Here is a 21,536-nt window from a genome sequence, read left to right on the forward strand (position 1 = left end):
ATAAACATCATGTCACTACAAGAAGAAATCAAGAAACGCCGCACCTTTGCGATTATCTCTCACCCGGACGCGGGTAAGACTACTATTACCGAGCAACTGCTCTATTTTGGTGGGGAGATTCGTGAGGCTGGGACGGTCAAGGGGAAAAAGACTGGTAACTTTGCCAAGTCTGACTGGATGGATATTGAGAAACAACGTGGTATCTCAGTGACTTCGTCTGTTATGCAGTTTGACTATGCGGGCAAGCGGGTCAATATCCTGGACACACCAGGGCACGAGGACTTCTCAGAAGATACTTATCGTACCTTGATGGCGGTGGATGCTGCTGTCATGGTGGTGGACTCTGCCAAGGGTATCGAGGCCCAGACCAAAAAACTCTTTGAGGTTGTCAAGCACCGCAACATTCCTGTTTTTACTTTTATCAACAAGTTGGACCGTGATGGCCGTGAGCCACTTGATTTATTGCAGGAGTTGGAAGAAGTCTTGGGCATTGCCAGCTATCCCATGAACTGGCCGATTGGTATGGGGAAATCTTTCGAGGGTCTCTATGACCTTCATAACAAACGCTTGGAACTCTACCGAAGCGAGGAGCGATTTGCAAGTTTGGACGAGGGTGACAAGCTCTTTGGTTCTAACCCATTCTATGCTCAAGTTCTGGACGATATCGAGCTCTTGGCGGAAGCTGGAAATGAATTTTCAGAGCAGGCTATTTTGGACGGCGATTTGACACCTGTTTTCTTTGGTTCAGCCCTGACAAACTTTGGTGTGCAGACCTTCCTTGACACCTTCTTGGAATTTGCTCCAGAGCCACATGGTCACAAGACGACGACAGGGGATGTCATTGACCCGCTCAACAAAGACTTTTCAGGCTTTGTCTTCAAAATCCAAGCCAACATGGACCCGCGTCACCGCGACCGCATTGCCTTTGTCCGTGTGGTTTCGGGCGAATTTGAACGCGGTATGGCGGTTAACCTGCCTCGTACAGGTAAGGGAGCCAAGTTATCCAACGTGACCCAGTTCATGGCTGAGGCCCGTGAGAATGTGGAAAATGCAGTGGCGGGTGACATTATCGGGGTTTACGATACAGGGACCTATCAGGTAGGAGATACCTTGACCGTAGGCAAGAACAAGTTTGAATTTGAACCGCTACCAACTTTCACCCCTGAAATTTTCATGAAAGTTTCTGCTAAAAACGTCATGAAACAAAAATCCTTCCATAAGGGAATCGAGCAACTGGTGCAAGAAGGGGCTATCCAGCTCTACAAGAATTACCAGACTGGCGAGTATATGCTGGGTGCCGTTGGTCAGCTCCAGTTTGAAGTTTTCAAACACCGCATGGAAGGCGAGTACAATGCCGAGGTAGTCATGACCCCAATGGGTAAAAAGACTGTCCGCTGGATCAAGCCAGAAGACCTGGATGAACGCATGTCCTCAAGCCGCAACATCCTAGCCAAAGACCGCTTTGACCAACCCGTTTTCCTTTTTGAAAACGACTTTGCACTCCGCTGGTTCGCGGACAAGTATCCGGATGTGGAGTTGGAAGAGAAGATGTAGCGGAAAGACAGAAATCAGTAATCAACAAAGTTGATTTGATTTCGTCGTCTTTCCCTCGCAAGGGCGTCCAAAGAACTCAAGCTATGCGAAGAGTGATTTAATGACGCCTACTGCGTCGAGGTCCAGTGGACCTTTTCTAGTTGGAAATAGGAACTGACGGTAGTCAGTTTACAGCTGTTCAGCTTTGAAAATCAAGTTAAAACTTCGTTAAGTCGCTTCGATGAACCTTAAGTTCAATCTTCAGCTCCTTGCCTAGTTTTATTCTTGATTTTCTTTGCGTATTAAAGTCAGTATTCAGCTTTGAAAATCAAGTTAAAACTTCCTTAAGTCGCTTCGATGAACCTCAGGTTCGAACTTTGAAGTTAATAAAACAGTTTATAATAGCAAAAACTTTTATGGGTTTTTGCTTTTTTTATTCCACATTTTTCGGTAAAATAAGGAAAAACATAAAAAGGAGTTAACACATGGGTTTGTTTTCAGGTTTGATGGGCAATGCCTCACAGATGGATAATGACAAGGTAGAGCAGGAGCTAGAGAATATTTTATTGGCAAATGAGCAAGTAGAGATGGCATTTAGCTTGGTTCGTGACTTGATTGTCTTTACTGAGTATCGTTTGATCTTGGTGGACAAGCAAGGAATGTCTGGTAAGAAGGTTTCATATAAGTCTATTCCCTATCGTTCGATCTCGCGTTTTACGGTCGAAACCTCTGGCCATTTTGACTTGGATGCTGAATTAAAAATTTGGATTTCTTCTGCGGCAGAGCCTGCAGAAACTCTTCAGTTCAAGAGTGACAAGAGTGTTATTGCTATTCAAAAAGCCTTAGCATCCGCTGTTTTGGGGAAATAATCCTAACAATCTCGGTACAGAATGAGTAGAAAGTGTATCCGCTTTCTACTTTTTTTGATATACTAAATATAGACAAATCCAGTAGGTGTTTTTATGTCAAAGATAGGTTTAAAAGATTGTTTACTGATTGTTATGGGTGGGATCTTGTATGCCCTAGTTTTGAATATGTTGGTCATTCCCCATGAGTTTGGAGAAGGTGGGGTCACAGGGCTTGCCTTACTTTTTTACTACACTCTGGGCATGGAAGCAGGGGTAACAAGTTTTATATTCAATGGCGTTCTCCTTGTTTTGGCCTACCGTTTTTTGAGTAGAGTAAGGGTCTTCTATACTTTTTTGGCAGTGGGTTCTATGTCGGCGACCATGTATGTGACAAGATTTCTACAAGCCCAATGGCTTCCGCTTATTCCCTCTGCTATTTTAGCTGGTCTAGCGACTGGTTTGTCCATGGCCCTGGTTCTTAAAGGAAACGGCTCAACAGCAGGTAGTGATATAGTTGCCCTATTATGTAACAAATATTTCAATTGGAAGATTACAAGGGTTATTTTGATTTTTGATATTTTGGTGGTGACACCCTTGGCTTTTAAAATTGGTTGGACCAAAACGTTTTGGACCCTGGTTATGGTCTTTCTTATCAGTAAATCCTTAGACTTGTGTTTGACCAAATGGAAATAGGATAGAACCTGTATTCACCAGTCAGTACTGGACGGTGAGTATAGGTTTTATTTTTTGAATTGGCTTCTTTCCAAACTTTTTTATTTTTTGACTTGACGCTGTATTGTTTGTGTGATACAATTAAGACATCAAAACAAAGATACAAAAAGGAGACTTGTATGAATAGAGAGAATGTCTTGTTGCGGATTGAGGGGATGAGTAAGGTCTATGGTCAGCAGGCTGCGGTAGATCAGGTATCCTTCGCCATCCAGCGTGGAGAGATTTGTGGTTTGGTTGGGCAAAATGGTGCAGGGAAAACAACTCTGATTCGAATCTTGTCAGGGCTGATTTTTCCCTCGGCTGGTCAACTGGTCTATCCAAAACCAGTTAAGATGGGGGCTATTATTGAGTCGCCTACTCTGTATCCCAACATGTCTGCCTGGGACAATCTCATGTATGCAGCTCTGCAATTATCCCTGGAAAATCCAACGGAGCGTATCCAGCAGGTGCTGGACTTGGTTGGTCTGGGGGATGTGGATCGGAAGAAGAAGGTCAAAAATTTTTCGCTTGGGATGCGGCAGCGGATGTCCATTGCCTTGGCGATTATTGATTTTCCAGAGTTTTTGATTTTGGATGAGCCGATTAATGGTTTGGATCCGTCTGGGATCAAGGATGTGCGGGACATTATCTTGCGCTTGCGGGATGAGTACGGAATGACGGTCTTGATTTCTAGTCATATCTTGTCGGAGTTGGAGTTGTTGGCAGATCGTTTTGTCATCATGCACAAGGGCAAGGTCATTCGTGATCTGACCAGGGCTGATTTGGCAGCGGTCGTGGCGAGAAAGCTCTATCTGGATACGGCAGACAATGCAGCTGTGAAGGTTTATTTGGAAGAAAAGGGGCTGGAAGTTAGTTTGGAAGAGGCTGGTTTGGTCTTGGATGCGGATGAACATGTTCAATCTCTTATTAATCTGGTTGGTCAATCAGGGATTGAGATTCTGGAGATTTACCGTCAGGGCCAGCATTTGGAAGAGTATTATTTGAGCTTGTTGAACTAGGAGGAAGTGGAAAATGAATTTAGTTAAAGCTGATTGGTATCGAATTCGCAAGGAAAAACTGTCACTAATTAGTTTGGGGATTTTGATGATGTTCAGTCTGATTTTTGCATATAGCAGTCGAGAGGAGCTGAGCTCTACAGGTGCTCAAGAGATCTTGTCCAATTGGGCAAATTTATTACCGCTTTTCTTTGTGACTCCAGCTAAAATTTTCTTTGGGGAGGATTTTCAGTTTCGGACAGTTAATAATAGTCTGGTGCGTACCCAGAACCGTTTGAAGATTTTTACACATAAGTGGTTGTCTAGTGTAGGACTTTGTGTCTTCTATGTCTTATTTGCCTATATGCTGACTGGTTTTGCTCGTCAAATGATGAATGGAGCGGCAGATTACGGGGTTCTTTTAGAAGGTTTTGTTTATCAGTTGCCCTTTTATATTGTGATTGCTAGTTTTTGTACAATCTTGTTTGTCATTTTCCCAAAAATCTATCAGGCTTACATGGTCTATATTTTGATTGCCTTCTTGTTTGATCAGTTGTTCATGATGGCGACAGGCATTCTTCTTAAAACGGATTTTTTTGCGGACTTTATGATGTTTTCACAATTATCTGTGGCAGCTGACTTGGAGAACTTGCTCTCTTGGCCGTCAATCTTGGCACGGGTCTTTAGATTGGGCTACTTCATCTGCGGTGCTCTGCTATTTTCAAAAAAGGAATTGAAGTAAGAATAGGCAATCTCGAGAGAGGTTGCTTTTTGTGAAAACGTATTATTTTGATTTCCAAGGTAAATCCTCACCTTAATGCTGAGAATGTGTTATACTAGGTAAGTTGCAAGTCTGATACTGGTTAGTTCGCTGCCAGTGGAAATAGTTGTTACAAAAAAAGTGAGATAAGGTAGCTTCGCACTGCCTTTTAGAAAAGAGAATACATTGAAATTTACTGAATTAAATCTATCAGAAGACATTTTGCTTGCTGTTGAGAAGGCTGGTTTTGAAACGCCGTCACCAATTCAGGAGCAGACTATTCCTCTTGCTCTTGAAGGCAAGGATGTGATTGGTCAGGCCCAGACGGGGACAGGGAAAACCGCAGCTTTTGGTCTGCCAACCCTCAACAAGATTGACATCGACAATCAAGCTGTTCAAGCCTTGATTATTGCCCCAACGCGTGAGTTGGCGGTGCAAAGTCAAGAGGAGCTTTTCAAATTTGGTCGTGAAAAGGGTGTGAAAGTCCGCTCTGTTTACGGTGGTTCTAGCATTGAAAAACAAATCAAGGCCCTTCGCTCTGGTGCTCATATCGTAGTTGGTACGCCTGGTCGGCTTCTGGACTTGATCAAACGCAAGGCTCTCAAACTTGACGGTGTTGAAACCCTTATTCTTGATGAAGCGGATGAAATGCTTAACATGGGCTTCTTGGATGATATTGAAGCCATCATCGAACGTGTGCCAGTAAGTCGCCAGACCCTTCTATTTTCTGCGACCATGCCTGAGCCAATCAAGCGTATCGGTGTCAAGTTCATGAAAGAGCCTGAGCACGTTAAGATTGCGGCTAAGGAATTGACCAACGTCAACGTGGACCAATACTATATCCGTGTCAAAGAAAATGAGAAATTTGACACCATGACACGCCTCATGGACGTTGACCAGCCAGAATTGTCTATCGTCTTCGGTCGTACCAAACGCCGTGTTGACGAATTGACGCGTGGTTTGAAATTGCGTGGTTTCCGTGCAGAAGGTATCCACGGAGATTTGGACCAGAACAAACGTCTGCGTGTCATTCGTGATTTTAAAAATGACCAGATTGATGTCCTTGTTGCGACGGACGTTGCGGCCCGTGGTTTGGATATCTCAGGTGTGACACATGTCTACAACTACGATATTCCACAAGACCCAGAAAGCTATGTGCACCGTATCGGTCGTACAGGTCGTGCTGGTCAATCCGGTCAGTCTATTACCTTTGTATCTCCAAATGAGATGGGCTACTTGGCTATCATCGAAGATTTGACCAAGAAACGTATGAAGGGACTGAAGCCGGCAACTGCTGAAGAGGCCTTTGAAGCTAAGAAAAAAGTTGCTTTGAAGAAGATTGAGCGTGATATGGTTGATGAAACTATCCGTAGCAATTTTGATAAGTTCAAGAAGGATGCGGTTAAATTGGCGGCGGAGTTTACGCCTGAAGAGCTTGCTCTTTACGTACTCAGCCTAACTGTACAAGATCCAGATAGCTTGCCAGAAGTGGAAATTGCGCGTGAAAAACCATTGCCATTCAAGTTTGCTCCTGGTCAAGCCAAGGGCAAGGGTGGCCGTGGAGGTCGCGACCGTGATCGTGGAGGTCGTCGTGACGGTGACCGCAATCGAGATCGTGGAGGACGTCGTGGTGACCGCCATGACCGCAACCGTCGCGATGACAAGTTCAAACGTGACAACCGCCGTCAAGATAGCAAAAAACCACACCAACGCACTTCAAGCGAAAAGCAAACAGGCTTTGTAATTCGCAATAAGGGTGAGAGATAAAAAGTATATTTATACAAGGAGTATTTCCTCAAGGGGGATACTCTTTTTTATTTATGTGACTTTTAGTCCGACACGCTCCGTAAGGTGCGTGACGAAGGTTATACCAAAAAACTCCAAACGCGATACAATAAAGGTGTTCAAGCCAATTGTAAAGCGAGAGGAGAAAAGTATGGCACTCAGGCACATAGTTTATCACATACAAAGTGGTTGTGTTCTACCACATTGTCTTCACGCCTAAGTATAGACGAAAAATCATCTATAATCAATATCGAAGTAGTTTGGGAGAAATATTCCGACGTTTGTGTACTTATAAAGGCGTGGAAATTATCGAAGGACATCTGATGCCGGATCATGTTCATATGTTAGTATTCCTCCGCGATTAAGTGTATCAAGCTTTATGGGATATTTAAAAGGTAAGAGTGCTCTTATGATGTTTGATAAACATGCCAATCTCTCTATAAATTTGGCAATCGTCATTTCTGGGCAGATAGCTTCAACAATTTGGGGAATTGTTGAAGAGTGTAAGCTGGACTTAATGAAGCCACAATAAAGAAATTATCCAGTGGGTGATTTCTTCACGAGCTTAAAATCTAGAAAGCGAGTTAAACATGATATAGCACTTGATTCTTGAGTGTAAAAGAGTATGAAGATCCCTTTAGTGATAATGGCAAGTAATACGAATGCCTCTTTAAGAGGCTAGTGACGAGTCAAAAGCAGTGAGGCTTGAATAAAGTGAAAACCAGTGTTTTTAGGCGCTGGCTGGTGATGTGGGCTTATAGCCCTTGTTCAAACCACCCGTTTGACGGGTGGTCATGATTGAAATAAACAGAAATCTGGACATCTGTAAACAAATAAAAAAATACACCCATGCATATATATATATATATATATATATCCTATAAGCTCAGCTTATGGTCTATTAGACTTACTTATAGTTACGCATATTCCCTTGAAAAAATACTTAAAAAATGATAGTATATGTATGTTTATTAAAGGTAAATATTGATATATAGAAAGGAGCCCTTTTATGAAAAAAGGCAAGAAAGGTTTCGATTGGTACGCTGCAAGACAGCGGTTTTCAATCAGGAAATTTCATTTTGGTGCTGCCAGTGTACTTTTAGGGGTATCGCTGGTCTTGGGTGCGGGGAGTAAGGTAAGTGCTACCGAGGAAATACCGGTTTCTCCTCCTGTGCAAGAAGTTGTTGTTAGTGAAGAAAGAGCAGATGGTTTGCCACTTTCAGAAGAAGTTTCGTCTGAAACATCGACACTTTTGCCTGTTAGTGAAGATGTAAAGGAAGAAGTGGTCACAGAACCAGTTCAACCAGCTGACGTTTTGCAAAGTGAAGAAGTTCAGACGGAACCAGCTCCCCTTGTGGAAGAAGAGGTTGTGTCTAGACAAGCTGTGCTTACCTATACTGTCCGCTATATTGACCCTATGAATGAGGTAATTTCATCAGAAACCTTATCCATAGAGGTGGCAACTGTTGATCAGCAAGCTAGCTACAGTCTGGTAGTAGCATCTACATTACCAGAGGGCTATCGTCTGGTAGTAGACCAGGATGCTCAACAGACTGTGGATATCCTTGAAGGAGTGGAAAATCTTATAACCTTCCGCATTGAGAAAATAGAAAGTGATGAGGCTAAGCCAAATGCAGAATCGGCTTCTAGTCAGGAAGTCTTAAAAGATTCAAGTACTTCTCCAGCGGTAGAAAATGAAAACGCTATCTCAGACGCTCAACCATTTGCAGAAGCTCCTGAAGTTCAAGCTAAGTCAGTCATAGAACGGACAGTCAATATTCCTTATAAGGTTGTTCAAACTGATGTGGAAACAGGTGAAGAGAAAAAGCTAGGCCAAGTAGGTTATGTAACTGTCAAGACTACTGATGAGGTGGCTAAGACTGAGGTAACTGTCACTGCTGATAAGCTTCGTTCAGGTTATCGTCTAGCAGATGGGCAGGCGAATGTCATAACTAAGGTTGTTGCTGAAAACGAAACCAACATACTTTCCTTTGCTGTGACGCGTAAAAAAGATGAGAAGGATAATCCGCTGACAGAAACGACCGTTGCAGCTAGTGGTGATGCGGAAGGGACAAGTGGTTTTAGGGCTATCGAAAATGCTACAAGAAGTGCAAATACTGTATCTTATGTAACTACTGAATGGGTTATTCCGGACGAAGTTAAGGCTGCTAATACAGGTTTAGATGTAGCAGCTGGTGATGCAAGTGTAACAGAAGCAACAACAGCAGTACCTACAGCGTATAAAACAACGCTACCTGATGGACGAGAAGTCTTTATGGTATTAAGTTTGAATTCTCAGAAAGAACCAAACAAGACAACGACTTTTAATAACAAATATAATAAAGATTACTTCTTCCAATTTTCTATCTCTAAAGAAGGAGAAATCAACAAGGTATATGCAGATTTAGTTGATAAGCGTCAGAATAATAAAATTTTAGAGTCAGTTGAGATTGCCCAAGGTTCTACAGCTAAGTTTAATACCTTATCTCAATATGAGAAAGATAGTTATACATATCGTTTTCAATTCACCCCAGATCCGAGTAATTCTACAAGCAAAAACTTAAAAATCAACAACCCTCATGGTGGTAATGTCAATACAGTCATCTATGATAAGGTAAGCCCAAAATATGTTGGGACAGAACTGAATATTTTTGATATTTTGGTTCCGGTTCGTACGACACAAGAAACGAAATATGTCGTAAAAGCTACAGAAAAGAGAGCAGAAGAAACGCTAGCTACCTATATCCAAAAAGGAGCATTAACTGGAGATAGTTATACTATTGCAGGTGCGTTAGATTTTGATAAATATGAGCTAATTGCCGAAGATGTGCCGACTGTTCTAAAGGGTGATTTGGCAGCAGATTACAAGGTTGGAGCAAAAACGATTCAAAGTATCATGACGCACAATTTGGTGCGTGTGTTGGAAGTTACTCAAAAAGATGGTACCCACAAAGCGCATATTTACCTGCTGAATCCAGATGGACCAAATAGATTAGCGCTTGATAGAAAAACAAATATTACGGAAGCAGACCTTACATCAGAAAACTTTATTAAGTTCTTTACATCTGAAGAAATTGTTCCTGGTGCAGTAAATACGCTAGAAGGTAGTTATAGCTATACATCTAAGTATCAGTTTAAAAATTTTAGTACTAAACAAACAACAAATATTATCACAGGAGCAACTAATAATTTTCCTAGAAATGGAGAAAACTTCCCTGAAGGTAATTTCTTTATTCCAGAGCATGATGCCATAACTCTAAAAGGAAAAGACGGTCAACTTTTTGGTTTCGGTGGTGTTCAAATGCGTATGGTCAACGACAACGTTGCGAATGAACAGCACGTGACTTATTACTATGCCGAAAAAGGAGGCGTAGTAGTACATTATGTAGATGAAACTGGTCAACCAATTTTAGAAAGCACAACTTTAGTATCTCATGGAGTAAGTGGTTCTCAGTATAACACAGAGTCACTACGAGATGCAGAGAAGACAATAAATGGTACTCGTTATTTGTTTAAACAAGTAGATCCTGCTACATCTACTCTTAAACCAGTTACTGAGGATCCAGCAGAGTTACGTCAAGTTGTTAAAGTTTCAGCAGAAACAGGTACTATTGAACGTGACACGTTGAAAGAATTGACATATGTATATGAGAAAGCAGCAAAAGCTAAGATAGAAATCTATACAAAGACAGTTAATGTTGAGAATAATCAAGAAGGGCAAGAAGTCTTTGAAACGAGTTTGATTGAGCAAGATAGAAAAGGAACTGCTATTTCTACGTCAGCAACTAGTGATTATCTTCGTAACAAGTTAAATAATGGTTACGAGATAATCAGTGATAATTTCACAAATGCTACAGCGACGTTTGATAGTTTAGAAGACAGTGATGGACAGGATCCAAGTCAGGTATTTAAGATTGTTTTACGTGAAAGAATTAAGACGGTAACTCCTGATGCTCCAAAAGAGCCAAATACTCCGATAGACCCAACTAATCCAACTGGACCAAAATATCCAGACGGAGTAAAAGCAACAGATCTAAACGAAACAGTAAAACGTACCATCAAGTACCAATACGAAGACGGCTCAGAGGCAAGACAGACAGTTGAAGAAACATTGACATTTACTCGTACTGCTAAGGTAAATGTCGTTACTGGAGCTCTTGCCTATACCCCATGGACCTCAGCTGATGATGACTTCGACAAAGTAGACACACCAGCTATTGCAGGTTACACTCCAGACAAGGCAAGTGTCGAAGCTGAACTAGACGTGCCAGCTACTGCAGCAGACAAAGAAGTCATCGTGACTTATGTCAAAGACGCCCAAAAAGCGACCATCACATACAAAGATGACAACGGACAAACGCTAGGAGCAGTAGATGAGGTAACAGGTAAGTCAGGCGAGCCAATCAACTACACCACAACCGCTCGTATCACTGAACTCACTAACCAAGGATACGAAGTAGTAAGTGACGGCTTCACTAAAGATGGTGGACAAGTATACGACACAGACAAAGCTACAGACCAAACATTCGAAGTAGTAGTCAGAGCAAAAGTAGTAACAGTCACACCAGAAGATCCGAAAGATCCAGGCACTGAGGTAGATCCAGGCAACCCAGACGGACCAGAGTGGCCAGACGGAGTGAAAGCAACAGATCTGAACGAAACAGTAAAACGTACCATCAAGTACCAATACGAAGATGGCTCAGAAGCACAGCCAGATGTAGTCGAAACACTAACCTACAAACGTACCGCAACTGTTAACTTGGTAACTAAAGACGTGACCTATGGTGAATGGACCTCAGCTGATGATGACTTCGACAAAGTAGACACACCAGCTATTGCAGGTTACACTCCAGACAAGGCAAGTGTCGAAGCTGAACTAGACGTGCCAGCTACTGCAGCAGACAAAGAAGTCATCGTGACTTATGTCAAAGACGCCCAAAAAGCGACCATCACATACAAAGATGACAACGGACAAACGCTAGGAGCAGTAGACGAAGTAACAGGTAAGTCAGGCGAGCCAATCAACTACACCACAACAGCTCGTATCACTGAACTCACTAACCAAGGATACGAAGTAGTAAGTGACGGCTTCACTAAAGATGGTGGACAAGTATACGACACAGACAAAGCTACAGACCAAACATTCGAAGTAGTAGTCAGAGCAAAAGTAGTAACAGTCACACCAGAAGATCCGAAAGATCCAGGCACTGAGGTAGATCCAGGCAACCCAGACGGACCAGAGTGGCCAGACGGAGTGAAAGCAACAGATCTGAACGAAACAGTAAAACGTACCATCAAGTACCAATACGAAGATGGCTCAGAAGCACAGCCAGATGTAGTCGAAACACTGACCTACAAACGTACCGCGACTGTTAACTTGGTAACTAAAGAAGTGACTTATGGCGACTGGACCTCAACTGATGATGACTTCGACAAGGTAGACACACCAGCAATTGCAGGCTACACACCAGATAAGGCAAGTGTAGCAGCTGAAGTGGATGTAGCAGCTACAGCTCCAGACACTGAAGTTATCGTTAGATATGTGAAAGATGCCCAAAAAGCTACCATCACATACCAAGATGACACCGGTAAACAGCTAGGTGCTGTGGATGAAGTCACAGGTAAGTCAGGTGAGCCAATCAACTACAGCACAACAGCTCGTATTACAGAGTTAACAAACCAAGGCTATGAAGTGGTTCGTGATGACTTCACCAAAGATGGTGGACAGGTCTTCGATACTGACAAGGCCACAGACCAAGCCTTCACTGTTGTTGTGAAAGCTAAAACTGTTACAGTCACACCTGAAGATCCGAAAGACCCAGGTACACCAGTAGATCCAGGCAAGCCAGACGGACCAAAATGGCCAGATGGCTTGAAAGAAAGTGACCTCAACCAAACTGTTACACGAACCATCAAGTACCAATACGAAGATGGAAGTCAGGCTCAGCCAGATATTGTTGAAACACTGACCTACAAACGTACCGCGACTGTTAACTTGGTAACTAAAGAAGTGACTTATGGCGACTGGACCTCAACTGATGATGACTTCGACAAGGTAGACACACCAGCAATTGCAGGCTACACACCAGATAAGGCAAGTGTAGCAGCTGAAGTGGATGTAGCAGCTACAGCTCCAGACACTGAAGTTATCGTTAGATATGTGAAAGATGCCCAAAAAGCTACCATCACATACCAAGATGACACCGGTAAACAGCTAGGTGCTGTGGATGAAGTCACAGGTAAGTCAGGCGAGCCAATCAACTACACCACCACAGCTCGTATCACTGAATTGAAAAACAACGGATACGAAGTAGTGACAGATGGCTTCACCAAAGAAGGTGGACAAGTATACGACAAAGACAAAGCTACAGACCAATCATTTGAAGTCGTCGTAAAAGCAAAAGTAGTAACAGTCACCCCAGAAGATCCTAAGAATCCAGGAACAGAAGTGGATCCAAAAAATCCAGACGGACCAGAATGGCCAGATGGCTTGAAGGAAAGTGACCTCAACCAAACGGTTACACGAACCATCAAGTACCAATACGAAGATGGAAGTAAGGCTAAAGACGATGTCGTTGAAACACTGACCTACAAACGTACTGCGACTGTTAACCTAGTGACTAAAGTAGTGACTCCTGGCGAGTGGATCTCAACTGATAACGACTTCGACAAGGTAGACACACCAGCAATCGCAGGATACATACCAGACAAAGCAAGTGTCGAAGCCGAAGCAGATGTACCAGCAGAAGCAGCTGATAAAGAAGTTATCGTGACTTACGTCAAGGATGTTCCGAAAGAAGCAACTGTCACAGTCAAGTACGTGGATGAGAATGGTCGTGAGATTCTTCCGCCAGAAACCATCACAGGCAAGGTTGGTGATCCATACACAACCAACGGCAAGGTGATTTCAGGTTACTATCTAGTAGAAGTGCCAGTGAACCAAACAGGAATAATTTCTGCTAGTGGTACAACCGTTGTCTATGTCTATGGCAAACTCGGTTCATGGGTTCCAAGTGTTCCGACAGGAGTAGACCCAGTACCGCCAATTCCGTATCCGAACGACCCAACGGATCCAAGTAAACCGGGTACTGATTTGCCAGTTCTGCCACATGTTCCAGGTCATATTCCAGTTGGACCAGACGGCGTCAGCCCATTGACCCCAGTCGATCCAAGTGATCCAAGCAAGGGCTATATCTTGCCGCCAGTTCCATCAAATCCAGGAACGGATACTCCGATTACCTATGTGCCTGAAGCACCGAAAGAAGCAACTGTCACAGTCAAGTACGTGGATGAGAATGGTCGTGAGATTCTTCCGCCAGAAACCATCACAGGCAAGATTGGTGATCCATACACAACCAACGGCAAGGTGATTTCAGGTTACTATCTAGTAGAAGTGCCAGTGAACCAAACAGGAACAATTTCTGCTAGTGGTACAACTGTTGTCTATGTCTATGGCAAACTCGGTTCATGGGTTCCAAGTGTTCCGACAGGAGTAGACCCAGTACCGCCAATTCCGTATCCGAACGACCCAACGGATCCAAGTAAACCGGGTACTGATTTGCCAGTTCTGCCACATGTTCCAGGTCATATTCCAGTCGGACCAGACGGCGTAAGTCCATTGACCCCAGTCGATCCAAGTGATCCAAGCAAGGGCTATATCTTGCCGCCAGTTCCATCAAATCCAGGAACGGATACTCCGATTACCTATGTGCCTGTACCTCAGCCGCAAGAACCAATTGTTCCAGAACCTACTCGACCAACACCACCAGCTCTTCCAACCCAACCAAGTGCTCCAGTGAAGCCTATGGCTCCAGTATCCCCTACTGCGCCAGCTTCACCAACTCAAAATACAGTGACAGCAGATAAAGCAAGTCAACGAACATTACCAAATACAGGTGATGGCAGTTCAGATATTGCCTTGATGGCAGGTATCAGCTTGTTAATGGCTACACTCGGCATGGTTGTGAAAGCTAGGAAGGAAGACTAGTTTTTGGTAAACATGAACAAGAGAGGATTTTCCTCTCTTGTTTTTTATGCAGGTAAGGATGCTAGAATGCCTATCGACATTGTCTGTATTTCCTATAAAAATCCTTTGATAATACCTAATTTTCTGCTATACTAACAGTAGCTAATAATGGAGGTAAGACCATGGGCATTTTGACAATGGATAAAACCTTTGTATTCTAAAAAATAATACAAAGGAGAAGATCATGATTACTTACAAACAACATCCTCAACTTGATGTTCAAGCTGTCCTTGACCTCTATGCTTCAGTTGGTTGGACAAATTATACTAACCGGCCTGCTATGTTACAGAAGGCCTTGGAACATAGCCTGTTTATTCTTGCGGCCTATGACGGTGATCGTCTCGTGGGTCTCTTGCGAGCAGTTGGTGACGGCCATTCAATCGTTTTTATTCAGGACATCTTGGTCCTGCCAACCTATCAGCGACAAGGAATTGGTCGTCATCTTTTGGAACAAGCCATTACCCATTTTCCAGAGATTTATCAACTTCATCTCTTGACGGACAATACTGAGAAAACAAGGTCTTTCTATGAAGAACTTGGCTTTACAGCTGTTGATAGCCTAGACTGTATCGCTTACACCTATTAAAAATAATAAGACAATCTAAAAAAGCAGAGGCTGGGAGACCAGCCTTTTGCTTCGAGCAAATGATTTGAATTTCAAATCAAAAAGAGTAGAATATATTTATCAATAATTAGTAACAAGGGAGATGAACAATGGCAACTGTATTAATTGTAAAGGCCCACCCCCTCGACGCACAAAAGTCCTACGCCTTGCGAGCTTTGGAAGAGTTTCAAACTCGGTACGCCGGTTTGCACCCAGAGGATGAGATAGAGATAGTCGATGTCTTTGAAGATCAGATACCAGCTTTGGATAAGCCTTTGTTAGAATCTATGGGAGCAGTCAAAAAAGGTATAGAAATCAGTCCTGAACAAGCAGAGTGGTTGGACCGCTACAATGCCTTGACCCAACAATTTCTTGCGGCAGATAAGATTGTTGTGGTCAATCCCCTTTGGAATCTCAATGTGCCAAGTCAGTTAGTGTCTTGGATTAACACGATTAACGTTGCAGGCCTGACCTTCAAGTATGGACCAGAAGGCTCCATCGGATTGGTCAAGGACAAAAAACTTCTCCATATCCAGTCCAATGGTGGTGTCTATGCAGGTCAAGATCCAGCAGCCCAATACATCAAATCTGTCTTTGAATTTCTTGGCTTTGAAGACATCCATCAGGTCTTCATCGAAGGACAATCGGCCGATCCAAACCAGGCTCAGGCTATCTATGATGAGGCAATGTCCAAAATCGATAGGATTTTGGAAAGTTTTTAATAGCAATAAAAGGATTTGGGGATGATTCCGGATCCTTTTCTTTTTATCTTTGAAAAATGTTCTCCCAAGTGCTATAATATTACTAGGAACTTCGAATAGATAGTATAGAGATGATTCTCAATTCTATTTATCGGAGGAAAAAATTGACAAGATTTCGACATAGCATTAACCCAATGGCAGATATTGCTGCTAAGAAGATTTTCAGTGATCATGAGATTACCATTGATTTTATTGAAACGTTTTTAGGTTTTCGTCCCAAAGCCGTCCAGATTTTGAATGGTACCCTTGCCGATGTCAAGAAAGAGCGGGAGGGCTACTTTAGCACAACGGTGGATATTCTAGCCAGACTGGACGACGGGACTCAGGTTATCATTGAAATCCAGGTGGTTCATCAGCACAGCTTTATCAAGCGGCTCTGGACCTACTCTTGCCAACACTTGGTCAAGGACTTGCCAAATGTCAGGGACAAGGTCAAACGGACCCATGATATGTATGATAAGATTTCGCCTATCTATTCTATCGCCTTAGTGGCCAGCCGGTATTTTGACGACATGCATCCAATTCATTCCTTTGTCCTGACAGCCGAGGAAAACGGACAGGTCTTGGAATTACCTTTTGGAAAAGAAGGTCAGCTGAAAAAGCCATTTGAGATGGTCATTATTGAGTTGAACAAGCTGAGCGAGGGAAGTTTGGGGCGGAAGCAGCGCTTATGGATGGAATTTTTTGCCAATCGAGTATTTAGTCAACAACAGACAGACGTCATCAGCAAAGCCGAACATTTGCTGGATAGAAATACATGGACAGAGGAGGAGAGGAAGATGATTGATCAACTGGCCTACAGTGCCGCCAATCATTTTGGTGAGCTGGAAACTTCTTTCTTACTAGGTAGAAAGCGTGGTAAGGAAGAAGGTCTGCAACAAGGCTTACAACAAGGCCTACAACAGGGTCTACAACAAGGTTTGTTAGATGGTCAACTCAAGATTGCTCAGCAGATGTTGGCCGAGGGTTTCGCTGTTGATATAATAGTGAGATTGACGGGTCTTAGTCAGGAAGAGTTAGATGGTTTGAAAGCTAGACGGGAGAGTCCGGCAGGTGATAGCCGATGATTGATCAACTGGCCTACAGTGCCGCCAATCATTTTGGTGAGCTGGAAACTTCCTTCTTACTAGGTAGAAGTCGTGGTAAGGAAGAAGGTCTGCAACAAGGCTTACAACAAGGCCTACAACAGGGTCTACAACAAGGTTTGTTAGATGGTCAACTCAAGATTGCTCAGCAGATGTTGGGTAAGAGTTTTTCAGATGATTTGATTTTAGAATTGACAGGTCTTAGTCAGGAAGAACTGGATGGTTTGAAAGTAGGAAGGATGAATTAACCAGTCTTTCTATTTATTACTGGCTTCGATTTTCATTTCTTTTCACAAAATATTGAAATCGTTTTCGTGTTGTGCTATAATGGATGTAGGAAAAATACCAGGAGGATATCCTATGTCAGTTAAAGATTTTATGACCCGCAAAGTTGTTTACATTTCACCAGATACAACCATTGCTCATGCGGCTGATTTGATGCGTGAGCAAGGCTTGCACCGTTTGCCCGTTATTGAAAATGACAAACTAGTTGGCTTGGTGACAGAAGGAACTATTGCAGAAGCAAGTCCATCTAAGGCAACCAGTTTATCTATCTATGAGATGAACTATCTTCTAAACAAGACCAAGGTCAAGGATGTCATGATTAAAAATGTCATCACTGTTTCAGGCTATGCCAGTCTTGAAGATGCTGTTTATCTCATGTATAAAAACAAGGTCGGTATTCTTCCAGTTGTAGATAATGGCCAACTCTATGGTGTTATCACTGATCGTGATGTATTTGCAGCCTTTCTCCATGTGTCAGGCTATGGTGAAGAGGGTGTTCGTGCTCGCTTCCTTGTGGAAAATAAGGCTGGTGAGTTAGAGAAAATCATCCGTCTGGTAGCAGACAAGGAATACAATATTGCTTCAACGGTCCAACTAGTTACCAAATCAGGTAAGGCAGTTATCGAAGTGCAAATTGATGGTAAGGTAGATGTCGAAGAAATCAGAGCCCTATTTGAAGGAGCTGGCTTGCAAATTGATAGTCTAGTACCAACTGTTGCAAAAAATATCTAAAAGTCGAGATTTCTCGGCTTTTTCTTCTTTTTGTAAATAAGTTTTGACTAGATAAAATACTTATATGGTATAATAAAAGGGATTACAAGAGGAGGAAGTATGGGATATAAGAAATACAAAAAGTATAGAGATGACGATATAGAGAGTATCCTACTTGTTCTAGTCTTCGGTTTGTTCAAAATTTTAGGGAAAGTTGTCTTACCAATGCTTGGTAAGCTTTTCCAGCGTGATAATATCAATCGTTTTTTGCATGGGGACAAAATCAACCGCTTGCAGACCCTCCAGCTCAGCATTCGGTCTGGTTTTGAGAAACACCAGCAATTGTTGGCGGAAAGCGGTGAGGATAAAGCAGTTTTAAGCTTGCGTAGCCGCATCTTAGGAGAATTATTTGAATTAGACCAATTGTATCAAAAGAACGGCAAATACCTGGATGCCTTTCAAAGCAAGGAAATTGTCGATACCTTGCAACTAAAATATCAATTAAAAATGCCTGAGCAGACTTCCTCCTTTACTGAAAGTCATGATAATCTGAAAAGTGAGCGTCCTCCTAGGCAAGCTAAAACTGGGGACGAGCAAACCTATATTGCAGAATTGGCTCCTGAAATTCTTGAAACCTATTGCAATATTCAAAGGGACAATCAGGTTATTCTAGAGAAACTTGAAAATGCACCGGATAAGCGGGAAGAATTGACAGCTATCCATGAAGCCAATATGAGTCGCTTTAGGGATATCTTACAGGGCTATTTGAAAATCAAGGAAGCACCCAAAGATTATTTCAATGCAGAAGAGCGACTGGCTCAGGCTAAGCTGGCTCTGGAAACCTTTGACAGGGATTTGGACGATACCATTAAACAATTTAACGAAGCTGATATGCAGGACTTTGAAATCAGCCTGCGCATGATGAAGAAGAAAGAAGGATAAGATGTCAGGATTTAATTTCGATATTGATCAGATTGCTAACAATAGTTTGTCAACCAAGGACAAGACCACGGAAATCATTCAAGCAACACCAGCTGGAGATACGACCAAGGTATCTTTTTTGGCCCAGTTGACACCAGAACAACAGACAGGCATTCGGGCCAAAGCACCACAATTGGTCGATAATTTCTTGGCCAATCAGAATGCACTCTTGGATTTCGGCAAGGAAGCCGTAGAAGAAGTTAATGCGACGGTCAACCACATTCTGTCTGAACAGAAAAAGATTGAAATTCCACAGGTGGATGAACTTCTGGCCAATACCAACCGTGAATTGAATGGCTTTGTGGCCAAGTACAAGGACATTTCGACAACGGCTGAGTTGGAAAAGAAACCAGGTTTCTTCCAACGCCTGTTTAAGCAGACCAAAAACGACTTGCAGGAATTTTACTTTGATTCGCAGACCATTGAAAAGAAAATGGACAGCATGGCGGCCAGTGTGGTCAAGCAAGAGGAAGTCTTGTCCCGTAATATCGTATCAGCGGAGCTCCTGATTGAGAACAATACCAAGTCTATTGAAAATCTAGTCGGTGTCATCGCCTTTATCGAAGCCACTGGTCAAGAGGCTGCCCAGCGAGCAAAAGCAGAGCAGGAACGCTTGGCAGGTCTGCAACCAACTACGGTAGACTATCAAGTTGCTTCTGAAAAGCTGGCGCGTGTGACGGAAGTTGCCAATATTCTGGAACAACAGCACTCTGAATACATGAGCCGCCTCTATGTTGCCTGGACAACAACACCACAAATGCGTAACCTTGTCAAAGTTTCGTCAGATATGAAGCAACGACTTGGTATGTTGCGCCGCAATACCATTCCGACAATGAAGCTGTCTATTGCCCAGTTGGGTATCCTCCAACAGTCTATCAAGTCTAGTCAGACAGCGGATGCCATTGTCAATGCCAACAATGCTGCTTTGCAAATGCTGGCGGATACATCAAAAGAAGCCATTCCGATGATGGAACGCACCGCACAAAATCCAACCCTTTCAGTAGCTTCTGTTACCAAGTTGGCAGAGAGTTTGGTCGCCCAAAACAATGGTATTATTGCAGCTATTGATGAAGGTCGCCAAAAACGTCGTGAGCTGGAAGCGGCTATTATCCGTTCGGCTGAAACCATCAATGATTCTGTAAAATTGCGTGATCAGAAGATTATTGCAGCCTTATTGGATCAAGGTAAGGCTGCTCAGTCAGAGGCTGAACAGCCACTAGAAACAGCTGAATAATACAAAAACTGCCGCTTTTTGTCATTAAAAATAATGGTAGTTGTAAGAACAAAGCTGATAAAAGAAGTCCTTAATTGGACTTTTTTTCTTTTTTTTATAAGAATTCTAACGATATGTTTACCTAAAAGTTCATTCTAGAATAAGCAATAAAAATCTATCTTTCAAACAAGTAGCTGAAGGAAAACAAGTATAAAGAATAGGATTTTTGACTAAATTAAAAATGCAAATGTTCGGGTATTGAATAAAAAAGCAAAAAAATATTGCAATTTTAAGCATAGTACTTGAAAAATATGGGGGGGGGGGTGATATAATTTGGAAGATATATTTATTTCTGTAAGCTAGGTGTTTATTCACTGGTAGATGTGGAACGATACTTGCGAAGTGTTGCGCGTCAAGTATGGATTTTCGACAGTCTAGACATCCGTTCACTTGTATTATATGGTTGACTAGAGAACCACATAAGGTTGAAAAGTGTTGTAGGATAAGGCTTTTAGGGATATGTATATATCGTCAGCAGCTATGTGGACAGTCGCATGGTAAACGTAACAAGAACTTGGTGGATGGTTGCTTATTAAATTGTTAAAGTGTATATGTACCAATCAATCCCCCCATATATATTGATTATTACTATTTTATATAGTTTGACGATGAATATTCCACGACCTTTGAAGGACAGTTAGAGCTTTAAAGGATAAGTTTATTGTTGCATTTCCTATTGATGATTTTTCACATAGCTTGTTATTATTTTTTGGGAGGCATTTGATGCAGAGAGCAAAGAAAAAATCATTTGATTGGTACGGAATGAAACAACATTTCTCAATCCGTAAATATCATTTCGGTGCAGCCAGCGTATTGCTTGGTATGTCACTAGCCATGGGTGCTGGTGCGCAAGCCGCTAAAGCAGAAACAACAGCTGCAACATCCGAACCAACGACAGCAACTACAGCAACTACAACCTCGGCTTCATCAACAGAAGCAAGTGTAGCAGTAACACCGTCATCGACTACTGAAACAACAGCTACAGTAGCTACAACTGCTACTGACACAGCAGCTACAGTAGCTTCAACGACTACTGAAACAACAGCGACAGAAGTTGCATCAGCGACAACTACAGAAGTAGCTGCGACAGTTGAACGTTCAGCAACCATTAACTACATCGTGAACTATGTGCTAGAAGATGGCACCCTTGTAAACGCAGTAGTGAAATCAGCTACAGT

Annotated in this window: 15 protein-coding genes and 1 pseudogene; all 16 read left to right on the plus strand. The window is 42.6% G+C overall.

The features are described from left to right. Positions 1 to 9 precede the first annotated feature (9 nt). Positions 10 to 1,554, plus strand: coding sequence for a peptide chain release factor 3 (locus C1G49_RS10305; RefSeq protein WP_105125606.1), 1,545 nt, complete (start codon positions 10 to 12; stop codon positions 1,552 to 1,554). A 464-nt stretch (positions 1,555 to 2,018) separates the two neighbouring features. Beyond that, complete coding sequence (locus C1G49_RS10310; RefSeq protein ID WP_105125593.1) at positions 2,019 to 2,402, plus strand: PH domain-containing protein; 384 nt, start codon at positions 2,019 to 2,021, stop codon at positions 2,400 to 2,402. Between the two features lie 93 nt (positions 2,403 to 2,495). Beyond that, positions 2,496 to 3,074, plus strand: a complete 579-nt coding sequence (locus tag C1G49_RS10315) for a YitT family protein (protein ID WP_105125594.1) — start codon at positions 2,496 to 2,498, stop codon at positions 3,072 to 3,074. 158 nt (positions 3,075 to 3,232) lie between these two features. Next, on the plus strand, positions 3,233 to 4,111 hold the full coding sequence (locus C1G49_RS10320; RefSeq protein ID WP_105125595.1) for an ATP-binding cassette domain-containing protein: 879 nt from the start codon (positions 3,233 to 3,235) through the stop codon (positions 4,109 to 4,111). A gap of 13 nt (positions 4,112 to 4,124) precedes the next feature. Then, positions 4,125 to 4,829 carry a hypothetical protein gene (locus C1G49_RS10325; protein WP_105125596.1) on the plus strand — a complete coding sequence of 235 codons (705 nt, stop codon included), beginning with the start codon at positions 4,125 to 4,127 and terminating at the stop codon, positions 4,827 to 4,829. Positions 4,830 to 5,033: 204 nt separating this feature from the next. Beyond that, on the plus strand, positions 5,034 to 6,614 hold the full coding sequence (locus C1G49_RS10330; RefSeq protein ID WP_105125597.1) for a DEAD/DEAH box helicase: 1,581 nt from the start codon (positions 5,034 to 5,036) through the stop codon (positions 6,612 to 6,614). A 207-nt stretch (positions 6,615 to 6,821) separates the two neighbouring features. After that, a pseudogene (gene tnpA, locus C1G49_RS10335) lies at positions 6,822 to 7,289 on the plus strand (IS200/IS605 family transposase). A 352-nt stretch (positions 7,290 to 7,641) separates the two neighbouring features. Next, positions 7,642 to 14,619 carry a mucin-binding protein gene (locus C1G49_RS10345; protein ID WP_105125598.1) on the plus strand — a complete coding sequence of 2,326 codons (6,978 nt, stop codon included), beginning with the start codon at positions 7,642 to 7,644 and terminating at the stop codon, positions 14,617 to 14,619. Positions 14,620 to 14,842: 223 nt separating this feature from the next. Next, positions 14,843 to 15,244, plus strand: a complete 402-nt coding sequence (locus C1G49_RS10350) for a GNAT family N-acetyltransferase (protein ID WP_105125599.1) — start codon at positions 14,843 to 14,845, stop codon at positions 15,242 to 15,244. Positions 15,245 to 15,372: 128 nt separating this feature from the next. Beyond that, on the plus strand, positions 15,373 to 15,984 hold the full coding sequence (locus C1G49_RS10355) for an FMN-dependent NADH-azoreductase (RefSeq protein WP_105125600.1): 612 nt from the start codon (positions 15,373 to 15,375) through the stop codon (positions 15,982 to 15,984). Positions 15,985 to 16,127: 143 nt separating this feature from the next. Further along, entirely contained in the window at positions 16,128 to 17,090 is a 963-nt protein-coding gene (locus C1G49_RS10360; RefSeq protein WP_161942117.1) for an Rpn family recombination-promoting nuclease/putative transposase, read from the plus strand. Next, positions 17,087 to 17,356, plus strand: a complete 270-nt coding sequence (locus C1G49_RS10365) for a transposase (RefSeq protein WP_202971643.1) — start codon at positions 17,087 to 17,089, stop codon at positions 17,354 to 17,356. Before C1G49_RS10360 ends, C1G49_RS10365 begins: the two co-directional genes overlap by 4 nt. Before the next feature lie 112 nt (positions 17,357 to 17,468). Next, a complete protein-coding gene (locus C1G49_RS10370; RefSeq protein WP_105125602.1) occupies positions 17,469 to 18,125 on the plus strand; it encodes a CBS domain-containing protein in 657 nt (218 codons plus the stop codon). A gap of 99 nt (positions 18,126 to 18,224) precedes the next feature. Continuing rightward, positions 18,225 to 19,046: a hypothetical protein gene (locus C1G49_RS10375; protein WP_105125603.1), complete on the plus strand. Its 822-nt coding sequence runs from the start codon at positions 18,225 to 18,227 to the stop codon at positions 19,044 to 19,046. Position 19,047: 1 nt separating this feature from the next. Then, the gene (locus C1G49_RS10380) at positions 19,048 to 20,319 is read left to right on the plus strand and encodes a toxic anion resistance protein (RefSeq protein ID WP_105125604.1); all 1,272 of its coding nucleotides are present in this window, start codon (positions 19,048 to 19,050) and stop codon (positions 20,317 to 20,319) included. Between the two features lie 762 nt (positions 20,320 to 21,081). After that, a partial coding sequence (locus tag C1G49_RS10385; protein ID WP_153048237.1) for a YSIRK-type signal peptide-containing protein occupies positions 21,082 to 21,536 on the plus strand: 455 nt, incomplete at its 3' end.

The sequence above is a fragment of the Streptococcus suis genome (assembly GCF_002960625.1).
GTDB lineage: Bacteria > Bacillota > Bacilli > Lactobacillales > Streptococcaceae > Streptococcus > Streptococcus suis_T.

What these genes read in the sequence shown, in the direction of transcription:
- C1G49_RS10370 (WP_105125602.1), top strand. Translation starts at nt 17,469, where the DNA reads ATGTCAGTTAAAGATTTTATGACCCGCAAAGTTGTTTACATTTCACCA.
- C1G49_RS10345 (WP_105125598.1), top strand. Translation starts at nt 7,642, where the DNA reads ATGAAAAAAGGCAAGAAAGGTTTCGATTGGTACGCTGCAAGACAGCGG.
- C1G49_RS10375 (WP_105125603.1), top strand. Translation starts at nt 18,225, where the DNA reads ATGGGATATAAGAAATACAAAAAGTATAGAGATGACGATATAGAGAGT.
- C1G49_RS10350 (WP_105125599.1), top strand. Translation starts at nt 14,843, where the DNA reads ATGATTACTTACAAACAACATCCTCAACTTGATGTTCAAGCTGTCCTT.
- C1G49_RS10355 (WP_105125600.1), top strand. Translation starts at nt 15,373, where the DNA reads ATGGCAACTGTATTAATTGTAAAGGCCCACCCCCTCGACGCACAAAAG.
- C1G49_RS10380 (WP_105125604.1), top strand. Translation starts at nt 19,048, where the DNA reads ATGTCAGGATTTAATTTCGATATTGATCAGATTGCTAACAATAGTTTG.
- C1G49_RS10325 (WP_105125596.1), top strand. Translation starts at nt 4,125, where the DNA reads ATGAATTTAGTTAAAGCTGATTGGTATCGAATTCGCAAGGAAAAACTG.
- C1G49_RS10365 (WP_202971643.1), top strand. Translation starts at nt 17,087, where the DNA reads ATGATTGATCAACTGGCCTACAGTGCCGCCAATCATTTTGGTGAGCTG.
- C1G49_RS10320 (WP_105125595.1), top strand. Translation starts at nt 3,233, where the DNA reads ATGAATAGAGAGAATGTCTTGTTGCGGATTGAGGGGATGAGTAAGGTC.
- C1G49_RS10310 (WP_105125593.1), top strand. Translation starts at nt 2,019, where the DNA reads ATGGGTTTGTTTTCAGGTTTGATGGGCAATGCCTCACAGATGGATAAT.
- C1G49_RS10315 (WP_105125594.1), top strand. Translation starts at nt 2,496, where the DNA reads ATGTCAAAGATAGGTTTAAAAGATTGTTTACTGATTGTTATGGGTGGG.
- C1G49_RS10305 (WP_105125606.1), top strand. Translation starts at nt 10, where the DNA reads ATGTCACTACAAGAAGAAATCAAGAAACGCCGCACCTTTGCGATTATC.